The following is a 17,392-nucleotide window of genomic DNA, read 5'->3' as shown; positions in this document are numbered from 1 at the left end:
AACAAAAGGAAGGCCAGAGCCTTCCTTTTTTGTGGGTGGCACAAAGTGAGGAGGCTGTGATGCGCATTATTCAAAACTGGCTACGCGCGCGTTGGCCTGGCTTGTTTGGGACTAATCAACTTGGGCCACCGACGGCACCGATGGCGCTCCCGGATATCCCAGGTGGTGAGCCAGGCCTGTTGCCGGTTTCGATTCTGGATAAGCCGATCAGGATTGAGGTGCCCATGTGGCCAATCTCCAATCCAACTCCAGACACCCCCGAAGTGCTATGGCTGTACTGGAATGGCACGCAGGTTGATGAAAAGCGCTGGGAAGCGGCCATCCCTGAAGATGAGCTGTTTGTAGGGGCCCCGGTTTCTGTTCTGCAGCATGGCCCTGTAGAGGTTTCTTACGAGGTGCAGGGTTACAATGGCGTTATTACAGCCTCCCGATCATTGACATTGACAATAGACAAAGTGCCGCCGGTACTGGGGGGCGATGAGGGGCTTTTGCTTTTTGATGAAGAGGTCAGACGCGATGGTGTGACAGCGCGCTATCTGGAGCAGCATGAAAACATCTTGCTCGCCGAGTTGCCACCTTACGAAAGGCCCAGTGCTGGCGATGTGATCAGCTATTACTGGGACGACCAGCCATTTGCCAACGATTGGATGGGTGAACTCACGGTCACCGTGGAGGAGCTTGGCCAGACGATTTACCTGCCAATCGATGGTGACGCAATCAAAGATCGCGGCGATGGACAGCGCTATGTTCATTACCAGATTCGCGACCGGGCGGGTAACGTCAGTGCGCGCTCCAGACCGGCTGTGCTGGAGGTCGACGCCAAGCCCATTCCCAGATACCTGCCGTGGCTTAGCGTGCCCCAGGCTAGTGGTGCCGAGGGGGAGCTGTCGTTAATGCTGGATGAAGAATATGAAGACCCCTTGGTGGTGGTCGTGTCGGCAGATGCAGTTATCTACCCGGGCGAAGTGATCACCGTGCAGTGGGGGGCGCCGGGTGATTATGGTTACTACACCACGACCGGGCCGGTGGGAGCGGATGACCGGTTTCCGATTCCAGAGCGTAGTGTGTTGGCATACAGCAAGCGCACGTTGCAAGTAGGGTATGTAGTGAGTGATGGAAAAGAACATTTCCCCGGCACTCCACTTAGCTTGAAAGTGACTGAGTTCAGGGAGGGATTACCCCAGGTAGCGCTGCAGGGGGCCGATTCAAATGGATTCAGCCTGGGCGCGGCGCCGGAGCAGGTGCCCGTCAGCCTGGGTAGGTGGAGGGGCATCGCCGTGGGGCAGCGGGTCAATATCACGGTAACCGGCGTGCTACCGAGCGGGGCAGATGCGCCCCCTTACAATGTCCTGACCGCCCATCCGGTCAATGAGGCGCAAGTGAGGCTGGGCATCGGCGCGAACAAGGATGTGACGCTCCCCAAGGCCTACCTTGCGACGCTCTGGCGTGGCCAGACGTTCACCTTCCATGTCCAGGTCAGCTTCGACGACGGTACGACGTGGATCAAATTTCCCCTCTACAGTCCTAAACTCCTCGCATGAGTGACCTTCATGGGCGCTCCACTGGTCGGGACAGCTCGGGCGTAAGGCCACCGTAATCATTGATGGTTGTGAAGTCGACCTTCAGACCGTCCTGCACAGTCGAGGTTTTGAGGGGATAGGTTTGCCTGCCCATGGGAATGGCCATTTTCCTTGCGTCTATTTTCTCGCTGCCATTGGCGCTGCGCAGGGTCAGCTGGTTGAAGGTGAAGTAGTAAGGGGAGGGGTTGTCCACCACAAGGTGAGGCTTGCCTTCGAGTGTTTGCACTGACCAGGCCAGGTCCTGCAGGTGGTCCTGTGGGCGGCCTTTGAGCTGGGTTGGGCGGTAGAAGACCTTGATGCGGGTACGCAGGGCGATGGTCAGGGTATTGTCCGGTTTGTCGTCCGCCTGCGGAATTTCCTGCAGGTTGAAGTAGAACACCGATTCACGGTCCTGGGGCAGGTTGTTGGGCAGGCGGTTGAGCTGCACCGTCTGTTCGCCGGCCGGATCGATGCGAAACAGCGCAGGTGAGGCGATCAAGGGCACTGCGGTGGTGTTGTCGTCTGCCTCTGTATTGATCCAGGCCTGGGCCGCGTAAGAGCGTTGGCTGGGGTTGGCGACCACGATGCTGGTGCTTTGTCGGTCGCTGGGCTGGATGACTCGGGTTGAGCTGATGGTGAGGGCGGCGTGGGCACTGGCTTGGATGAGCAAGGCAAGGCAGGTGCCGATTGCCAGGGCAAGCCTGGAGGCAATGGAGTTGGGGCGGGGCATGGGCATGTCTCTTTTGCTACTATTTGCAGGGGCTCCAGGTGCGTCCGCAGAAGCGCCTGGAGCGCAACGTATTACCTGATATCTACCGAGAAACGCACTTCCGATGCCGCGTCGCCTTCAGCTACCGGTCCGGTGTTCTCGTACATGGCGTGGAAAAGCAGTTCGTTCGCTTGGTCGGTTTTGAGCGGGTAGGGCGCCGATTCCCGGCCTGGGGCAAGGTTGGTCAGGCTCTGGTCCTGAATGGCCAGTGCCACCCCGGTAGCGCCGTGTGGCTTCAGTGAGTAAAGGTTGGTGCCTTCAGGGCCGTAGACCGCCGAGAAGGTGACATAGGCATCTGTGGCGGGGGGGATAGTGCAATGATCTGGGTCAATGCGCAGGGCAAACGTACGAGGGGCCGTCTGCTTGCCTGCAGTGAGGCCGAAGTAGCTTGGGGGATAGCTACCGAGGTCAATGCGAGGCAGGATGCTGCCGCCGGTGCCCGGCATGACCACTTCGATAGGGCAGGTACCGCCTGGGGTGATGGTGCCGTGGAAGTTGATATTACCGGTGTTTGCAAATGCTGCAGTGCTCGCCAAGCCCATGGCGAGGGCGATAAGTGTGCGCTTCATAGTTTATATCCTGGTGGTGGTGGCATTCGAACATAGAGGTCAATGTTCGCCTTGCAGGATATTCAGGGCGGAGTTATTGGGGCTGTAGGCCCATGCCACAAAAGGCATGTAAATAATGGACAAGGAAGTCGGGGCGGCGCGGCGGACCACGCCGGTCGCTCGAACTCAGTGTTGTGTGTTACCGCTAGCTTGGCCCAGCAACTGCTTCTGCTGGTTCCAGTCAAAGGCTTCGCCATTCTGTTCGGCCTCGTAACGGCGCTCTTCCAGCTGTTGGTACAGGTCCAGCTCTTGGTCAGGCATGAAATGCAGGCAGTCGCCACCGAAGAACCACAGCAGGTCGCGCGGTACCAGGTGGGCAACTTGCGGGTAGCGCTGGATCACCTGGCAGATCAGGTCCTGGCCCAGGTACTGGCTTTGCAGCGGGTCTTGCGACAGCAGTGTCAGCAGCTCGTCGAAGCGCTCGAGAAACAGGGCGTGGCTTTCCTCCGGTACCTGCTCGGCTTCACCCAGGGCCAACAGGATGGTGCGCAGGTGCTGCAGCAGTTGCAAGTGGTACTCCAGGTGGGGATTGACCATGGGGTGATCCTTGAGGGTAATTGAAACGGGGCCGAAGTATACGCCGGTTGTGGACCTATTGTGGAAGGTCCGCCGGGTCTGCCCAGGAAGCATCCCTACCTATCAGTTCTGCCAGGTGTGCCCCTGCCGCTGCTGATGTAGATTCAAGCCTGAACCAACGATGCGGCCTTTCAGCAGGTGGCGGCGGTGTCGAAGGCATACAATCTTCTGAGCGAGGTTAGCACCATGGTAAGCGACAACACCCCAAAGCAGAGCGGTTCAATCATCTTCTGGAAGGGCGATAGCAGTAACGTCGCGCTCAATTTGCCGGCAGAAGGAAGTGGCGAAAGCGCTAAGAAGACAGTTGCCGCCAACCACAGCGTAATTGAGATGAGCGACATCCCCTCTGCCTCGACCATCACCTTGAACTACAGAACTGCCCCGGACGACGAGGTTGTGCGATCATCCATCACACTGCGTACCACCCACCGACCAGCCTCGCTTAACCGTACCGAATACAGCTATCTGTTGAATACGTATGCCGTCGGCGATTTCGTCAGTAGCGGCTTGGGGCTGAAGGTGATTGCGAAAAAGGAAGGACCTTCCCCTCAGGCCGATGTCAAGGCAGACCATCAAATGGATTGTTACGTTACACTTTCCAGCTCGCCGCCCAGTGCCTGAGCTGGTCTCGTCCAGGCATGTGATAATTGGCAATTGCAAGGTGCAGGGGCATGCCGGGGACGAGACATGACGCTGCGTCTTGGCGAAGAGCCGCCCTTGCACCTGAATGGTTTATCGCTCAGCGCACCTTGCCCTCTCCCGGTAGCAGTTGCTCTTTGTCGAACGCGTCCACATCAATCACTGCGCGGCAGGCTTGCTCTGCTTCACGCAGCCGTTGCGCCTCGCCCGGTTGTACTAGGCCACCTTCGACTGCCGCATCGATTACCGATTGTCCAGGGATCGTTTGCACCTTTCCCTCCTTGGCTGCCTGATGCAACACCTTGCGCACCGGCACCACTTCATCAAGCAAATCGCAGGCCCGTTGCAGTGCTGCCACAGGGTCGCCATCGGCTTGTGGCCTGAAGCATCCGGCAAGCAGTTCCTCCAACGCCGGGTCGCCTTTGCTGCGGCCGATCAGCGCCGCCACTTCGGCATCCAGCTCATCGCACGGCCCGGTATGGCGGCGGCCGAAGGGGAATACCAGCACGCGCAGTGCGCAACCGACAAACCGGTTGGGGAAGTTGTCGAGCAGCCGGTCCAGCGCCTTTTCCGCCTGGCCCAGGCTTTCTTCCATGGCCCAGCGCAGCAGGGGCTGCATGTGCCCTGGCGAGCCCAGGTCGTGGTAGCGCTTGAGCGCAGCGCTGGCCAGGTACAGGTAGCTGAGTACATCGCCCAGCCGCGCACTCAGGCGTTCGCGGCGCTTGAGCGCCCCACCCAGCAGCATCATCGACAGGTCCGCCAGCAGAGCAAAGGCGGCGGCCTGGCGGTTGAGGGCACGGAAGTAGCCTTGGCTTAGCGTGTCCCCTGGTACTTTCTCAAAAATCCCCAACCCCAGGTTGAGCACCAGCGTACTGGCCGCATTGCCGGCGGCGAACATAATGTGTTTCAGCAGCAGGTCATCGAATTCCTGCAATGCCTGATCGTGGTCCTCGCGGCCGGCCAAAGCCATTTCCTTGAGCACGAACGGGTGGCAGCGAATGGCGCCCTGGCCGAAGATCATCAGGTTGCGCGAAAGGATGTTGGCGCCCTCGACCGTGATGAAGATCGGCGCCCCTTGCCAGTTGCGGCCCAGGTAGTTGTTCGGGCCCATGATGATGCCCTTGCCGCCGTGCACGTCCATGGCATGCTGGATGCACTCGCGGCCACGCTCGGTCAGGTGGTACTTGAGGATCGCCGACAGCACCGAAGGCTTCTCGCCCAGGTCCACGGCCTTGGCGGTCAGCAGGCGGGCACTGTCCATCAGCCAGGCGTTGCCGCCAATGCGTGCCAGCGATTCCTGGATACCTTCGAAGGCAGCCAGTGGCACATTGAACTGTTCGCGGATATTGGCGTACTGGCCGGTGACCAGGCTGGTGTACTTGGCGGCACCGGTACCCACCGCTGGCAGTGAGATGGAGCGGCCCACCGACAGGCAGTTCATCAGCATCATCCAGCCCTTGCCGAGCATGGCCTGACCGCCGATGAGGAAGTCCAGCGGGACGAACACGTCCTTGCCGCTATTGGGGCCATTCATGAACGCAGCGCCCAGTGGCAGGTGGCGTTTGCCGATTTCCACCCCGGGGGTATCGGTGGGGACCAGTGCCAGGCTGATGCCCAGTTCTTCCTCTTCACCCAGCAGGTGGTCCGGGTCGTAGGCCTTGAAGGCCAGGCCCAGCAGGGTGGCGACCGGGCCGAGGGTGATGTAGCGCTTTTCCCAGTTCAGGCGCAGGCCGATCACTTCTTCGCCTTGCCACTGGCCTTTGCAGATGATGCCGGTGTCGGGCATGGCGCCAGCGTCGGAGCCGGCCAGTGGGCCGGTGAGGGCGAAGCAGGGAATTTCCTCGCCACGGGCCAGGCGCGGCAGGTAGTGATTGCGTTGTTCGTCGGTGCCATAGTGCAGCAACAGTTCGGCTGGGCCCAGGGAGTTGGGCACCATCACCGTGGAGGCCAGGTCGCCACTGCGGGTGGCCAGCTTCATCGCCACCTGGGAGTGGGCGTAGGCGGAGAAACCCTTGCCGCCGTATTCCTTGGGGATGATCAGGGCGAAAAAGCCATGCTGCTTGATATGTGCCCAGGCTTCGGGCGGCAGGTCCAGGTCCTGGCCGATCTGCCAGTCGCTGACCATGGCACACAGTGCTTCGGTCGGGCCATCGATGAAGGCCTGCTCTTCTTCAGTCAGCTTCGGCGCCGGGTAGGCCAGCAAGGTTCGCCAGTCGGGGCGGCCACTGAACAGTTCGCCGTCCCACCATACGGTGCCAGCGTCGATGGCCTCGCGCTCGGTTTGCGACATGGGCGGCAGGGTGCGCTGGAACCAGCGGAATACCGGGGCGGTGAATACTTTACGTCGCCACTGCGGGAGCGCAACCAGGGCGATCTTCAGGGCCAGCACCACCCAGATCAGGGCCAGCAGCCAGCCCGGGGCACTGCTGAAAATACCCATCAGCAGCACATAGGCCGCCATGATGCCGAGAATCTGCAAGGGCGCCAGGCGCCGGTGCGTGAGGTACGCCGCGCCGATCACCAGCACCACCAACCACAACAGCAACATAATCGGTCCTCCTTGGAACCAGGGGCTTGAGCCGTCCCAGACAGCTTAGACGCAATGCTGTGAACGGCATGTTCAGAACAGTGACAGGGTGTGGCGGTGGGAGTTTCAGTTCATTTGTTCGCCTGTACTGGCCTATTCGCGGGTAAACCCGCTCCTACGACGGTACGTGGCGATGCCACCGATTGACGAAGGCGGCGGCGACCGCAAAGGTGGATCGCCGGGGGGCATTGGCCGGCAGGGAATACCGGTGGCGTAAAGACGATGGTGATCTTGTGTAGGAGCGGGTTTACCCGCGAATGCGATGCTGCTGCGACGTTGAATGATCTGGGATATTGGCCCGCAGGTCCGGCCCTTTCGCGGGTAAACCCGCTCCTACGACGGTATGTGGCACATCACAGAGCGATAGGGGCGGCTTGCCCGCGAAGAGGTCCGTACAGGCGGCGAAGGTCTGGAGTAGACTGTGCCACCTCCGCATTCATAAGGACGTTGCCATGCTGAAGATCTGGGGCCGCAAGAATTCGAGCAATGTGCGCAAGGCGCTGTGGATCGCCCACGAGCTGGGTCTGGAGTTCGAGTCCATCGACGCCGGCGGCGCCTTCGGCGTGGTCAACGAGCCGCACTACCGTGCCCGTAATCCCAACGGCCTGGTGCCGATGCTCGAGGACGGCGAGCTGACTTTGTGGGAATCCAACACCATCGTTCGCTACCTGTGTGCGGAGTACGGCACGGAGCAGGGCTGGTATCTGGCAGACCCACGCCAGCGCGCCTTGGCCGACAAGTGGATGGACTGGACCACATCGTCCTTGGCCGCACCCTTCCGCCCGCTGTTCTGGGGCCTGGTGCGCACGCCCGAAGACCAGCGCGACTGGGTGGCGATCAACGCCGCACGCAAGCAGTGCGCGCAATTACTGGCCATTGCCGACGAAACCCTGGCCAAACAGCCGTACCTGTCCGGTGACCAGATCGGTATGGGCGACATCCCACTGGGTAGCTTCATTTATGCCTGGTTCGAAATGCCCATCGAGCGCCCGGCCATGTACCACCTTCAAGCCTGGTACGAGCGGCTGAAGCAACGCCCGGCCTACCAGGCCGCAGTGATGACCGCGCTCACATGAACCTGCTTCGATAGTCATTATCAATAGATGTGACTGTACTTGTGCAGCTGGGCCTAGCACCATGGCTGCACTCACTGCGCCAGTGACTTTACCTGGCGTGTCCTGCACCTTTTTCTTCGGTAAGTGACCCGCTATGAGTTCCGCCCTGTCCATCCGACAGCTGACCAAGACCTACGGCAATGGCTTTCAGGCCCTCAAAGGCATCGACCTCGATGTTGCCGAAGGCGACTTCTTCGCCTTGCTCGGCCCCAACGGCGCCGGCAAATCCACCACCATCGGCATTCTCTCGACCCTGGTGAACAAGACCAGCGGCACAGTGAACGTGTTCGGTCACGACCTGGACCGCGAGCCTTCTGCACTCAAGCGTTGCCTGGGCGTGGTGCCGCAAGAGTTCAACTTCAACCAGTTCGAAAAGACCTTCGACATCGTCGTGACCCAGGCCGGGTACTACGGCATCCCGCCCAAGCTGGCCAAGGAGCGCGCCGAGCAGTACCTGACCCAGCTGGGCCTGTGGGACAAACGTGATGTGCAGTCGCGTTCGTTGTCTGGCGGCATGAAGCGGCGTCTGATGATTGCTCGCGCATTGATCCACGAACCGCGCCTGCTGATCCTGGACGAGCCCACCGCCGGGGTGGACATCGAGCTGCGCCGCTCGATGTGGAGCTTCCTCACCGAGCTGAACCAGAAGGGCATCACCATCATCCTCACCACCCACTACCTGGAAGAGGCTGAGCAGCTGTGCCGTAACATCGGCATCATCGACCATGGCACCATCGTCGAGAACACCAGCATGCGCCAGTTGCTGGGCAAGCTGCATGTCGAAACCTTCGTGCTCGACCTCAAGCAGGACCTGGCCACGGCGCCGCTACTGCAGGGCTACCCGTGCCGGCTGCTGACCCCGCATACCCTGGAAGTGCAGGTGGAGAAGGACATCGGCATCACCGCGTTGTTCGGCCAGCTGGCGCTGCAGAACATCGAGGTGCAGAGCCTGCGCAACAAGACCAACCGTCTCGAGGAGCTGTTCGTGTCCCTGGTGGAAAAAAACCTGTCGAAGGTGGCCGTATGAGTGTGGAGCTGCGCACCAACTGGGTCGCCCTGAACACCATCGTCTACCGCGAAGTGCGGCGCTTCCTGCGCATCTGGCCGCAAACGTTGCTGCCGCCAGCGATCACCATGGTGTTGTACTTCGTCATCTTCGGTAACCTGATTGGCCGGCAGATCGGCGACATGGGTGGCTTCACCTACATGCAGTACATCGTGCCGGGGCTGATCATGATGTCGGTGATCACCAACTCCTACGGCAACGTGGTGTCGAGCTTTTTCGGCAGCAAGTTCCAGCGCTCGATCGAGGAACTGATGGTGTCGCCGGTGTCGCCGCACACCATTCTCGTCGGCTATGTGCTGGGTGGAGTGCTGCGTGGTTTGGCGGTGGGTGTGATCGTGACCATCCTGTCGATGTTCTTCACCGACCTGCAGGTGCACCACCTGGGCGTGACCGTGGTGGTGGTGCTGTTGACGGCCACTATCTTTTCGCTGCTTGGCTTCGTCAACGCAGTGTTTGCGCGCAACTTCGACGATATCTCGATCATCCCGACCTTCGTGCTGACACCGCTGACCTACCTGGGCGGGGTGTTCTACTCGATCAACCTGCTGCCGCCGTTCTGGCAGACCGTGTCGTTGGCCAACCCGGTGCTGCACATGGTCAACTCGTTCCGCTACGGCATTCTAGGGGTGTCGGATATCAGCATTGGCACGGCGATCACCTTCATGCTGGTGGCCACTGCGGTGCTCTACGTTGTTTGCGTTCGCTTGCTGGTCAGCGGGCGTGGCATGCGGGCCTGAAGCCTTGCATCGGCATTGGCGACGACGCCACTGCCGGCCCACCCACCAGCGCCAGTAGAACATGGTGGTGAAGTAGGCAAGGATGCCCAGCACCACGCCGCACACCACCGAACCCAGCAGGAACGGCTGCCACACGGTGGCCAGCTGGTCGGTGATCCACTCGAAGGTCAGTTCGTCGGGCAACGTGCGTGGCGGCACATGCATCAGCCAGGCGCCGGTCATGTAGGTGACGAAGAACACCGGTGGCATGGTCAACGGGTTGGTCAGCCACACCAGGCTGACGGCGATCGGCAGGTTGCCGCGCACCGGGATCGCCAAGGCCGCCGCCAGCAGCATCTGCATCGGGATGGGAATAAGCGCCGCGAACAGGCCCACACCCATGGCTCTGGCCACCGAATGGCGGTTCAGGTGCCAGAGGTTGGGGTCGTGCAGCAACTTGCCGAAAAAGCGTAAGGACTTGTGTTCCCGAATGCTGGTCGGGTCCGGCATGTAGCGTTTGAAAAGTCGGCGCGGCATGTAGGCTCCCGGAGCGTTGACCCTGGCAGTATGCCCTTAATCCTGCTCAGGCTCGTTTAGAGTTTGTGACAATTGTTGAGCGAGCGTTGCCGGCAATTGGGCTATGCCTCAGGAGGTGATTCACCTTCTGGAGCTCTACTTCATGCGCACAGGGATGTTTGCGCTTGCGCTCGGGCTATTGTGCCTGGGTTTTCTTCCCGCATTGCCATCGGTCGGATGGTTGATAACCCTGGCAGCCTGCGCTGTCGGTAGCCTGTTTACCCGCCTTTGGCCGCTGGGCTGTTTTCTGCTGGGCCTGTGTTGGGCATGCGGGTCTGCTCAGCAGGCCCTCGATGACCGCCTGGCTGCTGGCCTGGATGGTCGCACCTTGTGGTTGGAGGGGCGGGTGGTGGGTTTGCCAGCCCGTACTGCGCAGGGCGTGCGTTTCGAACTGGAGGCGGCACGCTCGCGGCGGGCCGAACTGCCTCAGCGTTTGCAACTGAGCTGGTTCGAGGGGCCGCCGCTGCGGGCGGGCGAGCAGTGGCGGCTGGCGGTGACCTTGCAGCGCCCGGCCGGGCTGCTCAACCCACATGGGCCCGACCGGGAGGCGCAACTGCTGGCGCGTCGGGTGGGTGCTACGGGGACGGTCAAGGCGGGGCAGTTGCTGGCGCCGGTAGCCGGTGGTTGGCGCGATGCGCTGCGTCAGCGCTTGCTGATGGTCGAAGCCAATGGCCGGCAGGCGGCGCTGGTGGCACTGGTGCTTGGCGATGGTGCGGGCCTGGCCCGGAAGGACTGGCAGACATTGCAGGCCACCGGCACGGTGCACCTGCTGGTGATTTCCGGCCAGCACATCGGCCTGGTCGCCGGTTTGCTCTATGGCCTGGTCGCCGGGCTGGCGCGTTGGGGGCTATGGCCGGCAAGGTTACCGTGGTTACCCTGGGCCTGTGGCTTGGCCATGGCCGCAGCGCTGGCCTACGGCTGGCTGGCAGGCGGTGGGGTGCCAGTGCAGCGTGCCTGCCTGATGCTGGCCGTGGTGTTGCTCTGGCGTCTGCGCTTTCGCCACCTTGGCGCCTTTTTCCCGTTGCTGCTTGCGCTGGTCGCCGTGCTTGTCTTCGAGCCACTGGCAGCGTTGCTGCCTGGGTTCTGGCTGTCGTTCGCCGCCGTGGCCACGCTCATCTATTGCTTCAACGCCCGTTTAGGTGGTTGGCGGCCCTGGCAGGCCTGGACGCGCGCGCAATGGGTGATCGCCATTGGCTTGTTGCCGGTGTTGCTGGCCACGGGCTTGCCGGTGAGCCTGAGTGCGCCGCTGGCCAACCTTGTGGCGGTGCCGTGGGTCAGCCTGGCGGTCTTGCCGTTGGCGTTGTTGGGCACGCTGATGTTGCCGCTGGCTGGTGTTGGCGAAGCGTTGCTCTGGCTGGCAGGTGGCCTGCTGGATGTGCTGTTCCGCGGGCTGGCGCTGGTGGCGCAGCAGCGGCCGGCATGGGTGCCGCCGGCCCTGCCGTTGTGGGCCTGGCTGCTGGTATGTCTGGGTGCGCTGTTGCTTTTGCTGCCCCGTGGTGTGCCGCTGCGCGGATTGGGCGGGGTGATGCTGCTGGCGCTATGGGTGCCCAGGGAGCCGGTGCCGTTCGGCCATGCCGAGGTCTGGCAGCTGGATGTCGGCCAGGGGCTGGCGGTGCTATTGCGTACGCGGCATCACAGCCTGCTCTACGATGCCGGGCCGGCCAGGGGGGAAAGCGATTTGGGGGAACGCGTGGTGCTGCCAACCTTGCGCAAGCTGGGGGTGGGCGGCCTTGACGTGATGGTGATCAGCCATGCGCACGCCGATCATGCGGGCGGGGCCGTGGCCATTGCGCGTGGTTTGCCGATCAAGCGAATTATCGGTGGGGAGGCGCTGGTTGATGTTCCGTTGCAGCCTTGTGCCAGTGGCGAGCAATGGGACTGGGATGGCGTGCGTTTTTCGCTGTGGCGCTGGGTGGACGGGCAAAGCAGTAATGACCGTTCCTGTGTGCTGCTGGTCGAGGCGCAGGGCGAGCGCTTGCTGCTGGCAGGCGATATGGAAGCTGCGGCTGAACGGGCCTGGCTGGCGGGCACTGAAGTGCCGCGTATCGACTGGCTGCAGGCGCCGCATCATGGCAGCCGCAGCTCCTCCACCGAGGCGTTTGTCCGGGCTACTGCACCGCGCGGGGTATTGATTTCGCGGGGGCGCAACAACAGCTTCGGGCACCCGCATGTGCAGGTGGTCGAGCGGTATGGGCGGCATGGGGTGGTGATGCATGATACGGCGGTGGAGGGGGCGTTGCGGTTGTTGCTGGGGAAGTATGGGGAGGTTGAAGGTGTGCGCCGACAGCGGCGATTCTGGCGTGATGCTGAAGGTGGCTGATCTGGCCCATTCGCGGGTAAACCCGCTCCCACAGGTACTGCGCGGCCCAGAAGGCCTACCCGGTAGCCCGACAGCTAATTCCCTGACCTCCGGCAGATGAGCCCTCGGCGCGCCTATGGTAGAGTGGCGGCCTTTTTCCGAAGGGGCGTTTATTGTGTGGGAATTGGTCAAGTCCGGTGGTTGGATGATGCTGCCGATCATTCTGAGCTCCATCGCTGCCATGGCTATCGTCGTCGAACGCCTGTGGACCTTGCGCGCCAGTCGCGTCACCCCGCCGCATCTGCTGGGCCAGGTGTGGATGTGGATCAAGGACAAGCAACTGACCAGTGACAAGCTCAAGGCCCTGCGTGCCGATTCGCCACTGGGTGAAATCCTCGCGGCGGGCCTGGCCAATTCACGTCACGGTCGGGAGATCATGAAAGAGTGCATCGAGGAGGCCGCCTCGCGCGTCATCCACGAACTGGAACGCTACATCAGCACCCTCGGCACCATTGCCGCCATGGCGCCTCTGCTGGGCCTGCTGGGCACCGTGCTGGGCATGATCGACATTTTCAGCGCCTTCATGGGCTCGCAGATGACCGCCAACGCCGCCGTGCTGGCCGGTGGTATCTCCAAGGCACTGGTCACCACTGCGGCAGGCCTGATGGTCGGTATCCCGGCGGTGTTCTTCCACCGCTTCCTGCTGCGCCGCATCGATGAGCTGGTGATCGGCATGGAGCAGGAGGCGATCAAGCTGGTGGAAGTGATCCAGGGCGACCGTGAAGTGGAAGTGGCCGGAGGCAAGGCGTGAAGTTCCGGCGCAATCGCCAGCGGGAGAACGTCGACATCAACCTGGCGTCGCTGATCGACGTGGTGTTCGTCCTGCTGCTGTTCTTCGTGGTTACCACCACCTTCACCCGCGAAACGCAACTTCGCGTCGAGCTGCCCGAAGCCACCAGCGCCGAGCGGGCGCCGGCCGACGAGAGTAAGCTGGTGGAAATCACCATCAGCGCCGAAGGCGTGTATTCGGTGAACAACCACCTGCTGCCCAAAAGCGACCTGGCCACCCTGAGCGAGGCCATAGAGCGCGAGTCGGGCGGCGACAACACGCTGCCGCTGGCCATCAGTGCCGACGGCAAGACCCCGCACCAGGCTGTGGTCACCGCAATGGATGCTGCCGGCAAACTCGGTTTCAGCCAGTTGCGCATGACCACCGTCGAGGCGGCCCAGGGCAGGCCTTGATGGCTTTCGCCGACCGCTTGCTCGCCGCCTGGTATGCCGGGCACCCGGCGTTGCTGCTGCTGCGTCCGCTGGAGGCCTTGTATCGCCGCGTGGTCACGCGCAAGCGGGCACGTTTTCTAAGGGGTGACAGCGCCAGCTACCGGGCACCCGTACCGGTCATTGTGGTGGGCAACATCACCGTCGGTGGCACCGGCAAGACGCCGATGATCCTCTGGTTGATCGAACACTGTCGCCAGCAAGGGCTCAAGGTGGGCGTCGTCAGCCGCGGTTATGGTGCCAGGCCGCCACGGCTGCCCTGGCGGGTGCAGGCCGATCAGCCGGCCGATCAGGCGGGCGACGAGCCACTGCTGATCGTGCAACGCACCGGCGTGCCACTGATGATCGACCCCGATCGCTCCCGGGCCGTGCAGGCATTGCTGGCCAGCGAACCCCTCGACCTGATCCTGTGCGACGACGGTATGCAGCATTACCGCTTGGCCCGTGACCTGGAACTGGTGCTGATCGACGCTGCCCGCGGTCTGGGCAATGGCCGCTGCCTGCCGGCGGGGCCGTTGCGTGAGCCGGCCGACCGCTTGCGTGAGGCTGACGCGGTGCTGTTCAACGGCGCCAGCGAAGACCGCACCGAGGGTTTTGGTTTCCGCCTGCAGCCGTCCGCCCTGGTCAACCTGCGCAGTGGCGAGCGCCGTGCGCTCGACCATTTCCCCGCTGGCCAGCGCCTGCATGCGGTGGCCGGTATCGGCAACCCGCAACGTTTCTTCAACACCCTGCTGGGGCTAAACTGGCAGCCGGTGCCGCATCCCTTCGCCGACCATGCGCAGTTCAGTGCCCGGAGCCTGGCCTTCAGCCCGCCTCTGCCGCTGGTCATGACCGAAAAGGACGCGGTGAAATGCCGGGCCTTTGCCGCTGACGACTGGTGGTATCTGGCCGTCGAAGCCCAGCCTACGCCGGCTTTCAGCGCCTGGTTCGACAGCCAGCTGCAACGCCTGGTGCGCAACCCCTGAGCCCGTTTTCAATTTCCGGCCACCTGGCCTAAAGGAAGCCTCCAATGGACACCAAACTGCTCGATATCCTGGCCTGCCCGATCACCAAGGGGCCACTCAAGCTGAGCGCCGACAAGACCGAGCTGATCAGCAAAGGCGCTGGCCTGGCCTACCCGATTCGCGACGGTATCCCGGTCATGCTGGAAAGCGAGGCACGCACCCTGACCGACGACGAGCGTCTTGACAAATGAGCCTGGACTTTACGGTAGTGATCCCCGCCCGGCTGCGCTCCACCCGTCTGCCAGGCAAACCGCTGCTGCTGATTGCCGGCAAGCCGATGGTGCAACATGTGTGGGAGCAGGCCCGCAAGAGCAGTGCCAGCCGTGTGGTCATCGCCACCGATGACACCAGCATCCTCGAAGCCTGCCAGGCCTTCGGCGCCGAAGTGCTGATGACCCGTGCCGACCATGAATCGGGCACCGATCGCCTGGCCGAAGTGGCCGCGCACCTAGGCTTGCCGGCTGACGCCATCGTGGTCAACGTACAGGGCGACGAGCCGCTGATCCCACCGGTGATCATCGACCAGGTGGCGGCCAACCTGGCTGCGCATCCGGAAGCCGGTATCGCCACCCTGGCCGAGCCGATCCATGAGCCGGAAACCGTGTTCAACCCTAACGCGGTCAAGGTGGTGAGTGACAAGAACGGCCTGGCCCTGACATTCAGCCGAGCGCCGCTGCCCTGGGCCCGCGATACTTTTGCCAAGGGCCGCGACGTGCTGCCGGAAGGGGTGCCCTATCGCCGCCATATCGGCATGTACGCCTACCGTGTCGGCTTCCTGCACGACTTCGTCAGCTGGGGCCCATGCTGGCTTGAGCAGGCCGAGGCGCTGGAGCAACTACGTGCCCTGTGGCACGGCGTGCGCATTCACATCGAGGACGCCATCGAGGCGCCTGCCGTGGGTGTCGACACCCCTGAGGATCTGGAGCGCGTACGGCGCTTGCTGGAGGCCTGATGCGCGTCTTGTTCGTGTGCCTGGGCAACATCTGCCGATCGCCCACCGCCGAAGGCGTGCTTCGCCATCAATTGCACGCCGCCGGGCTCGCTGACAAGGTGCAGGTGGCTTCTGCCGGCACCGGCGATTGGCATGTCGGCAAGGCGCCAGACAGCCGCACCTGCAAGGCGGCGCTGGCGCGCGGTTACGACCTGTCGCAGCAACGCGCCCAACAGGTCAAGGCATCGCACTTTGCCGAATACGACCTGGTGTTGGCCATGGATGAGCACAACCTGCGCGATCTGCGCGCCCTGCGCCCGTCCACGGCAGTGGGCGAACTCGACCTGTTCTTGCGTCGCTACGGTGCAGCACTGGATGAAGTGCCAGACCCGTACTACGGTGGCGCCGACGGCTTCGAGCAGGTGCTGGATCTGGTGGAAGCGGCTTGCCAGGCGCTGGTTCTGGAAATCAAGGGGCGTCTATGACAGTGCAGTGGCAGGAGCAGGTATCGCTCAAGCCTTTCAATACCTTCGGCATCGACGTGAAGGCGCGCTATTTCAGCCAGGTGCACGATGACCTGCAAGTGCGTCAGGCACTGAGCCAGGCACAGCAGAGAGGCCTGCCGGTACTGGTGATCGGGGGGGGCAGCAACCTGTTGCTGACCCGCGATATCGACGCCCTGGTGCTGCACATGGCCAGCCGCGGTCGGCGTGTACTCAGCGACGATGGCGAGCATATCGTGGTCGAAGCCGAGGCCGGTGAGCCGTGGCACGCGTTTGTGCAGTGGACGCTGGCGCAGGGCTATTGCGGGTTGGAGAACCTCAGCCTGATCCCCGGCACCGTCGGTGCTGCGCCGATGCAGAACGTGGGCGCTTACGGGGTGGAGATCAAGGACGTATTCGCCGGGCTGACAGCCCTGGACCGCGAGACGGGCGCGCTGCGTGACTTCAGCTTGGCAGAGTGTGCTTTCGGCTATCGCGACAGCCTTTTCAAGCGCAACCCCGGCCGCTGGTTGATCTTGCGTGTGCGCTTTGCCTTGACCCGTACCCTGCACGCTCATCTGGACTATGGCCCGGTGCGCCATCGTCTGTCTGAGCTGGGTGTGTCCGAGATGACCGCGCAAGCGATCAGCGATGCAATCTGCAGCATTCGCCGCGAGAAGCTGCCAGACCCGGCAGCGCTTGGCAATGCCGGCAGCTTCTTCAAGAACCCGGTGGTAACGGCTGATCTGGTCGAGCGCATTCGTGCGAAGTATCCCGCGGTTGTGGCATACCCCCAGGCTGATGGCCAGGTGAAGCTGGCGGCGGGTTGGTTGATCGAGCAGGCGGGCTGGAAGGGGCATCGTGAGGGCGATGCTGGCGTGCATCGCTTGCAGTCGCTGGTGCTGGTCAACTATGGCCAGGCGAGCGGGGCGCAGATGCATGCGCTGGCGCAGAAGATTCAGGCGGATATCTTCGAGCGGTTTGGGGTTGAGCTGGAGATGGAGCCTAATCTTTTCTGATTTGCCGTCTGTGAACCCCCGTAGGAGCGGGTTTACCCGCGAAAGGGCCGGGCCTGGCGGCCAATTTCCACCTGCCGTTCACCGTTGCCGCCACCGTATTCGCGGGTAAACCCGCTCCTACACGCTGATCGGTGGTGTACACACATCGGGGGCACAGGCCATTGTAGG

General features: G+C 62.5%; 18 protein-coding genes. 13 read left to right on the top strand and 5 right to left on the bottom strand.

Going from position 1 to position 17,392, the window contains the following annotated elements; translation table 11 throughout:
* Nucleotides 1-59 precede the first annotated feature (59 nt).
* Nucleotides 60-1,541 carry a hypothetical protein gene (locus LVS58_RS23520; RefSeq protein WP_233693043.1) on the top strand — a complete coding sequence of 494 codons (1,482 nt, stop codon included), beginning with the start codon at nucleotides 60-62 and terminating at the stop codon, nucleotides 1,539-1,541.
* 7 nt (nucleotides 1,542-1,548) lie between these two features.
* Here LVS58_RS23520 and LVS58_RS23515 read toward each other — a convergent pair whose 3' ends face one another.
* The 3 genes from LVS58_RS23515 to LVS58_RS23505 form a co-directional block, all read right to left on the bottom strand.
* Entirely contained in the window at nucleotides 1,549-2,289 is a 741-nt protein-coding gene (locus tag LVS58_RS23515) for a fimbrial biogenesis chaperone (RefSeq protein WP_233693042.1), read from the bottom strand.
* 71 nt (nucleotides 2,290-2,360) lie between these two features.
* Nucleotides 2,361-2,897, bottom strand: coding sequence for a fimbrial protein (locus LVS58_RS23510; RefSeq protein WP_233693041.1), 537 nt, complete (start codon nucleotides 2,895-2,897; stop codon nucleotides 2,361-2,363).
* 165 nt (nucleotides 2,898-3,062) lie between these two features.
* Complete coding sequence (locus LVS58_RS23505) at nucleotides 3,063-3,473, bottom strand: PA2817 family protein (protein ID WP_233693040.1); 411 nt, start codon at nucleotides 3,471-3,473, stop codon at nucleotides 3,063-3,065.
* Between the two features lie 225 nt (nucleotides 3,474-3,698).
* On the opposite strand from LVS58_RS23505, the gene LVS58_RS23500 reads away from it, so the two are divergent.
* Nucleotides 3,699-4,133, top strand: coding sequence for a hypothetical protein (locus tag LVS58_RS23500; RefSeq protein ID WP_233693039.1), 435 nt, complete (start codon nucleotides 3,699-3,701; stop codon nucleotides 4,131-4,133).
* A gap of 118 nt (nucleotides 4,134-4,251) precedes the next feature.
* On the opposite strand, the gene LVS58_RS23495 is transcribed toward LVS58_RS23500, so the two are convergent.
* Nucleotides 4,252-6,699: an acyl-CoA dehydrogenase gene (locus tag LVS58_RS23495; protein WP_233693038.1), complete on the bottom strand. Its 2,448-nt coding sequence runs from the start codon at nucleotides 6,697-6,699 to the stop codon at nucleotides 4,252-4,254.
* Between the two features lie 491 nt (nucleotides 6,700-7,190).
* On the opposite strand from LVS58_RS23495, the gene LVS58_RS23490 reads away from it, so the two are divergent.
* From LVS58_RS23490 to LVS58_RS23480, 3 genes are all read left to right on the top strand, one after another.
* Entirely contained in the window at nucleotides 7,191-7,814 is a 624-nt protein-coding gene (locus tag LVS58_RS23490) for a glutathione S-transferase (protein ID WP_233693037.1), read from the top strand.
* 133 nt (nucleotides 7,815-7,947) lie between these two features.
* Entirely contained in the window at nucleotides 7,948-8,880 is a 933-nt protein-coding gene (locus LVS58_RS23485) for an ABC transporter ATP-binding protein (protein ID WP_233693036.1), read from the top strand.
* Nucleotides 8,877-9,656, top strand: coding sequence for an ABC transporter permease (locus LVS58_RS23480; RefSeq protein WP_003247128.1), 780 nt, complete (start codon nucleotides 8,877-8,879; stop codon nucleotides 9,654-9,656). Before LVS58_RS23485 ends, LVS58_RS23480 begins: the two co-directional genes overlap by 4 nt.
* On the opposite strand, the gene LVS58_RS23475 is transcribed toward LVS58_RS23480, so the two are convergent.
* Entirely contained in the window at nucleotides 9,540-10,172 is a 633-nt protein-coding gene (locus LVS58_RS23475; protein ID WP_233693035.1) for a DUF2062 domain-containing protein, read from the bottom strand. The two genes, LVS58_RS23480 and LVS58_RS23475, sit on opposite strands and share 117 nt — an antisense overlap.
* Nucleotides 10,173-10,314: 142 nt before the next feature.
* Here LVS58_RS23475 and LVS58_RS23470 point away from each other — a divergent pair, with 142 nt between their 5' ends.
* The 8 genes from LVS58_RS23470 to murB all read left to right on the top strand — a co-directional run bounded on the left by LVS58_RS23470 (nucleotide 10,315) and on the right by murB (nucleotide 17,224).
* Nucleotides 10,315-12,531 carry a DNA internalization-related competence protein ComEC/Rec2 gene (locus LVS58_RS23470; RefSeq protein WP_233693034.1) on the top strand — a complete coding sequence of 739 codons (2,217 nt, stop codon included), beginning with the start codon at nucleotides 10,315-10,317 and terminating at the stop codon, nucleotides 12,529-12,531.
* Between the two features lie 154 nt (nucleotides 12,532-12,685).
* Nucleotides 12,686-13,321: a MotA/TolQ/ExbB proton channel family protein gene (locus tag LVS58_RS23465; protein ID WP_233693033.1), complete on the top strand. Its 636-nt coding sequence runs from the start codon at nucleotides 12,686-12,688 to the stop codon at nucleotides 13,319-13,321.
* The gene (locus tag LVS58_RS23460; RefSeq protein WP_233693032.1) at nucleotides 13,318-13,752 is read left to right on the top strand and encodes an ExbD/TolR family protein; all 435 of its coding nucleotides are present in this window, start codon (nucleotides 13,318-13,320) and stop codon (nucleotides 13,750-13,752) included. The genes LVS58_RS23465 and LVS58_RS23460 overlap by 4 nt, the downstream gene beginning before the upstream one ends.
* Nucleotides 13,752-14,753, top strand: coding sequence for a tetraacyldisaccharide 4'-kinase (gene lpxK / locus LVS58_RS23455; RefSeq protein ID WP_233693031.1), 1,002 nt, complete (start codon nucleotides 13,752-13,754; stop codon nucleotides 14,751-14,753). Before LVS58_RS23460 ends, lpxK begins: the two co-directional genes overlap by 1 nt.
* Nucleotides 14,754-14,797: 44 nt before the next feature.
* On the top strand, nucleotides 14,798-14,983 hold the full coding sequence (locus LVS58_RS23450; RefSeq protein WP_003247142.1) for a Trm112 family protein: 186 nt from the start codon (nucleotides 14,798-14,800) through the stop codon (nucleotides 14,981-14,983).
* Nucleotides 14,980-15,744: a 3-deoxy-manno-octulosonate cytidylyltransferase gene (gene kdsB, locus LVS58_RS23445; protein ID WP_233693030.1), complete on the top strand. Its 765-nt coding sequence runs from the start codon at nucleotides 14,980-14,982 to the stop codon at nucleotides 15,742-15,744. The genes LVS58_RS23450 and kdsB overlap by 4 nt, the downstream gene beginning before the upstream one ends.
* The gene (locus tag LVS58_RS23440; protein WP_004575950.1) at nucleotides 15,744-16,208 is read left to right on the top strand and encodes a low molecular weight protein-tyrosine-phosphatase; all 465 of its coding nucleotides are present in this window, start codon (nucleotides 15,744-15,746) and stop codon (nucleotides 16,206-16,208) included. Before kdsB ends, LVS58_RS23440 begins: the two co-directional genes overlap by 1 nt.
* Complete coding sequence (gene murB / locus LVS58_RS23435; RefSeq protein ID WP_233693029.1) at nucleotides 16,205-17,224, top strand: UDP-N-acetylmuramate dehydrogenase; 1,020 nt, start codon at nucleotides 16,205-16,207, stop codon at nucleotides 17,222-17,224. The genes LVS58_RS23440 and murB overlap by 4 nt, the downstream gene beginning before the upstream one ends.
* Nucleotides 17,225-17,392 lie beyond the last annotated feature (168 nt).

It is taken from the genome of Pseudomonas sp. JR33AA (assembly GCF_021378985.1).
Lineage (GTDB): Bacteria > Pseudomonadota > Gammaproteobacteria > Pseudomonadales > Pseudomonadaceae > Aquipseudomonas > Aquipseudomonas alloputida.
Note: the sequence above shows the minus strand (reverse complement) of the source record. Positions and strands in the feature narration are given on the sequence as shown.

Bases quoted from the DNA above. Each gene is read 5' to 3' on its own strand.
- LVS58_RS23440 (WP_004575950.1), top strand. From the start codon at position 15,744: ATGCGCGTCTTGTTCGTGTGCCTGGGCAACATCTGCCGATCGCCCACC.
- LVS58_RS23490 (WP_233693037.1), top strand. From the start codon at position 7,191: ATGCTGAAGATCTGGGGCCGCAAGAATTCGAGCAATGTGCGCAAGGCG.
- LVS58_RS23505 (WP_233693040.1), bottom strand. From the start codon at position 3,473: ATGGTCAATCCCCACCTGGAGTACCACTTGCAACTGCTGCAGCACCTG.
- LVS58_RS23470 (WP_233693034.1), top strand. From the start codon at position 10,315: ATGCGCACAGGGATGTTTGCGCTTGCGCTCGGGCTATTGTGCCTGGGT.
- murB (WP_233693029.1), top strand. From the start codon at position 16,205: ATGACAGTGCAGTGGCAGGAGCAGGTATCGCTCAAGCCTTTCAATACC.
- LVS58_RS23495 (WP_233693038.1), bottom strand. From the start codon at position 6,699: ATGTTGCTGTTGTGGTTGGTGGTGCTGGTGATCGGCGCGGCGTACCTC.
- LVS58_RS23450 (WP_003247142.1), top strand. From the start codon at position 14,798: ATGGACACCAAACTGCTCGATATCCTGGCCTGCCCGATCACCAAGGGG.
- kdsB (WP_233693030.1), top strand. From the start codon at position 14,980: ATGAGCCTGGACTTTACGGTAGTGATCCCCGCCCGGCTGCGCTCCACC.
- LVS58_RS23500 (WP_233693039.1), top strand. From the start codon at position 3,699: ATGGTAAGCGACAACACCCCAAAGCAGAGCGGTTCAATCATCTTCTGG.
- LVS58_RS23485 (WP_233693036.1), top strand. From the start codon at position 7,948: ATGAGTTCCGCCCTGTCCATCCGACAGCTGACCAAGACCTACGGCAAT.
- lpxK (WP_233693031.1), top strand. From the start codon at position 13,752: ATGGCTTTCGCCGACCGCTTGCTCGCCGCCTGGTATGCCGGGCACCCG.
- LVS58_RS23475 (WP_233693035.1), bottom strand. From the start codon at position 10,172: ATGCCGCGCCGACTTTTCAAACGCTACATGCCGGACCCGACCAGCATT.
- LVS58_RS23510 (WP_233693041.1), bottom strand. From the start codon at position 2,897: ATGAAGCGCACACTTATCGCCCTCGCCATGGGCTTGGCGAGCACTGCA.
- LVS58_RS23515 (WP_233693042.1), bottom strand. From the start codon at position 2,289: ATGCCCCGCCCCAACTCCATTGCCTCCAGGCTTGCCCTGGCAATCGGC.
- LVS58_RS23520 (WP_233693043.1), top strand. From the start codon at position 60: ATGCGCATTATTCAAAACTGGCTACGCGCGCGTTGGCCTGGCTTGTTT.
- LVS58_RS23480 (WP_003247128.1), top strand. From the start codon at position 8,877: ATGAGTGTGGAGCTGCGCACCAACTGGGTCGCCCTGAACACCATCGTC.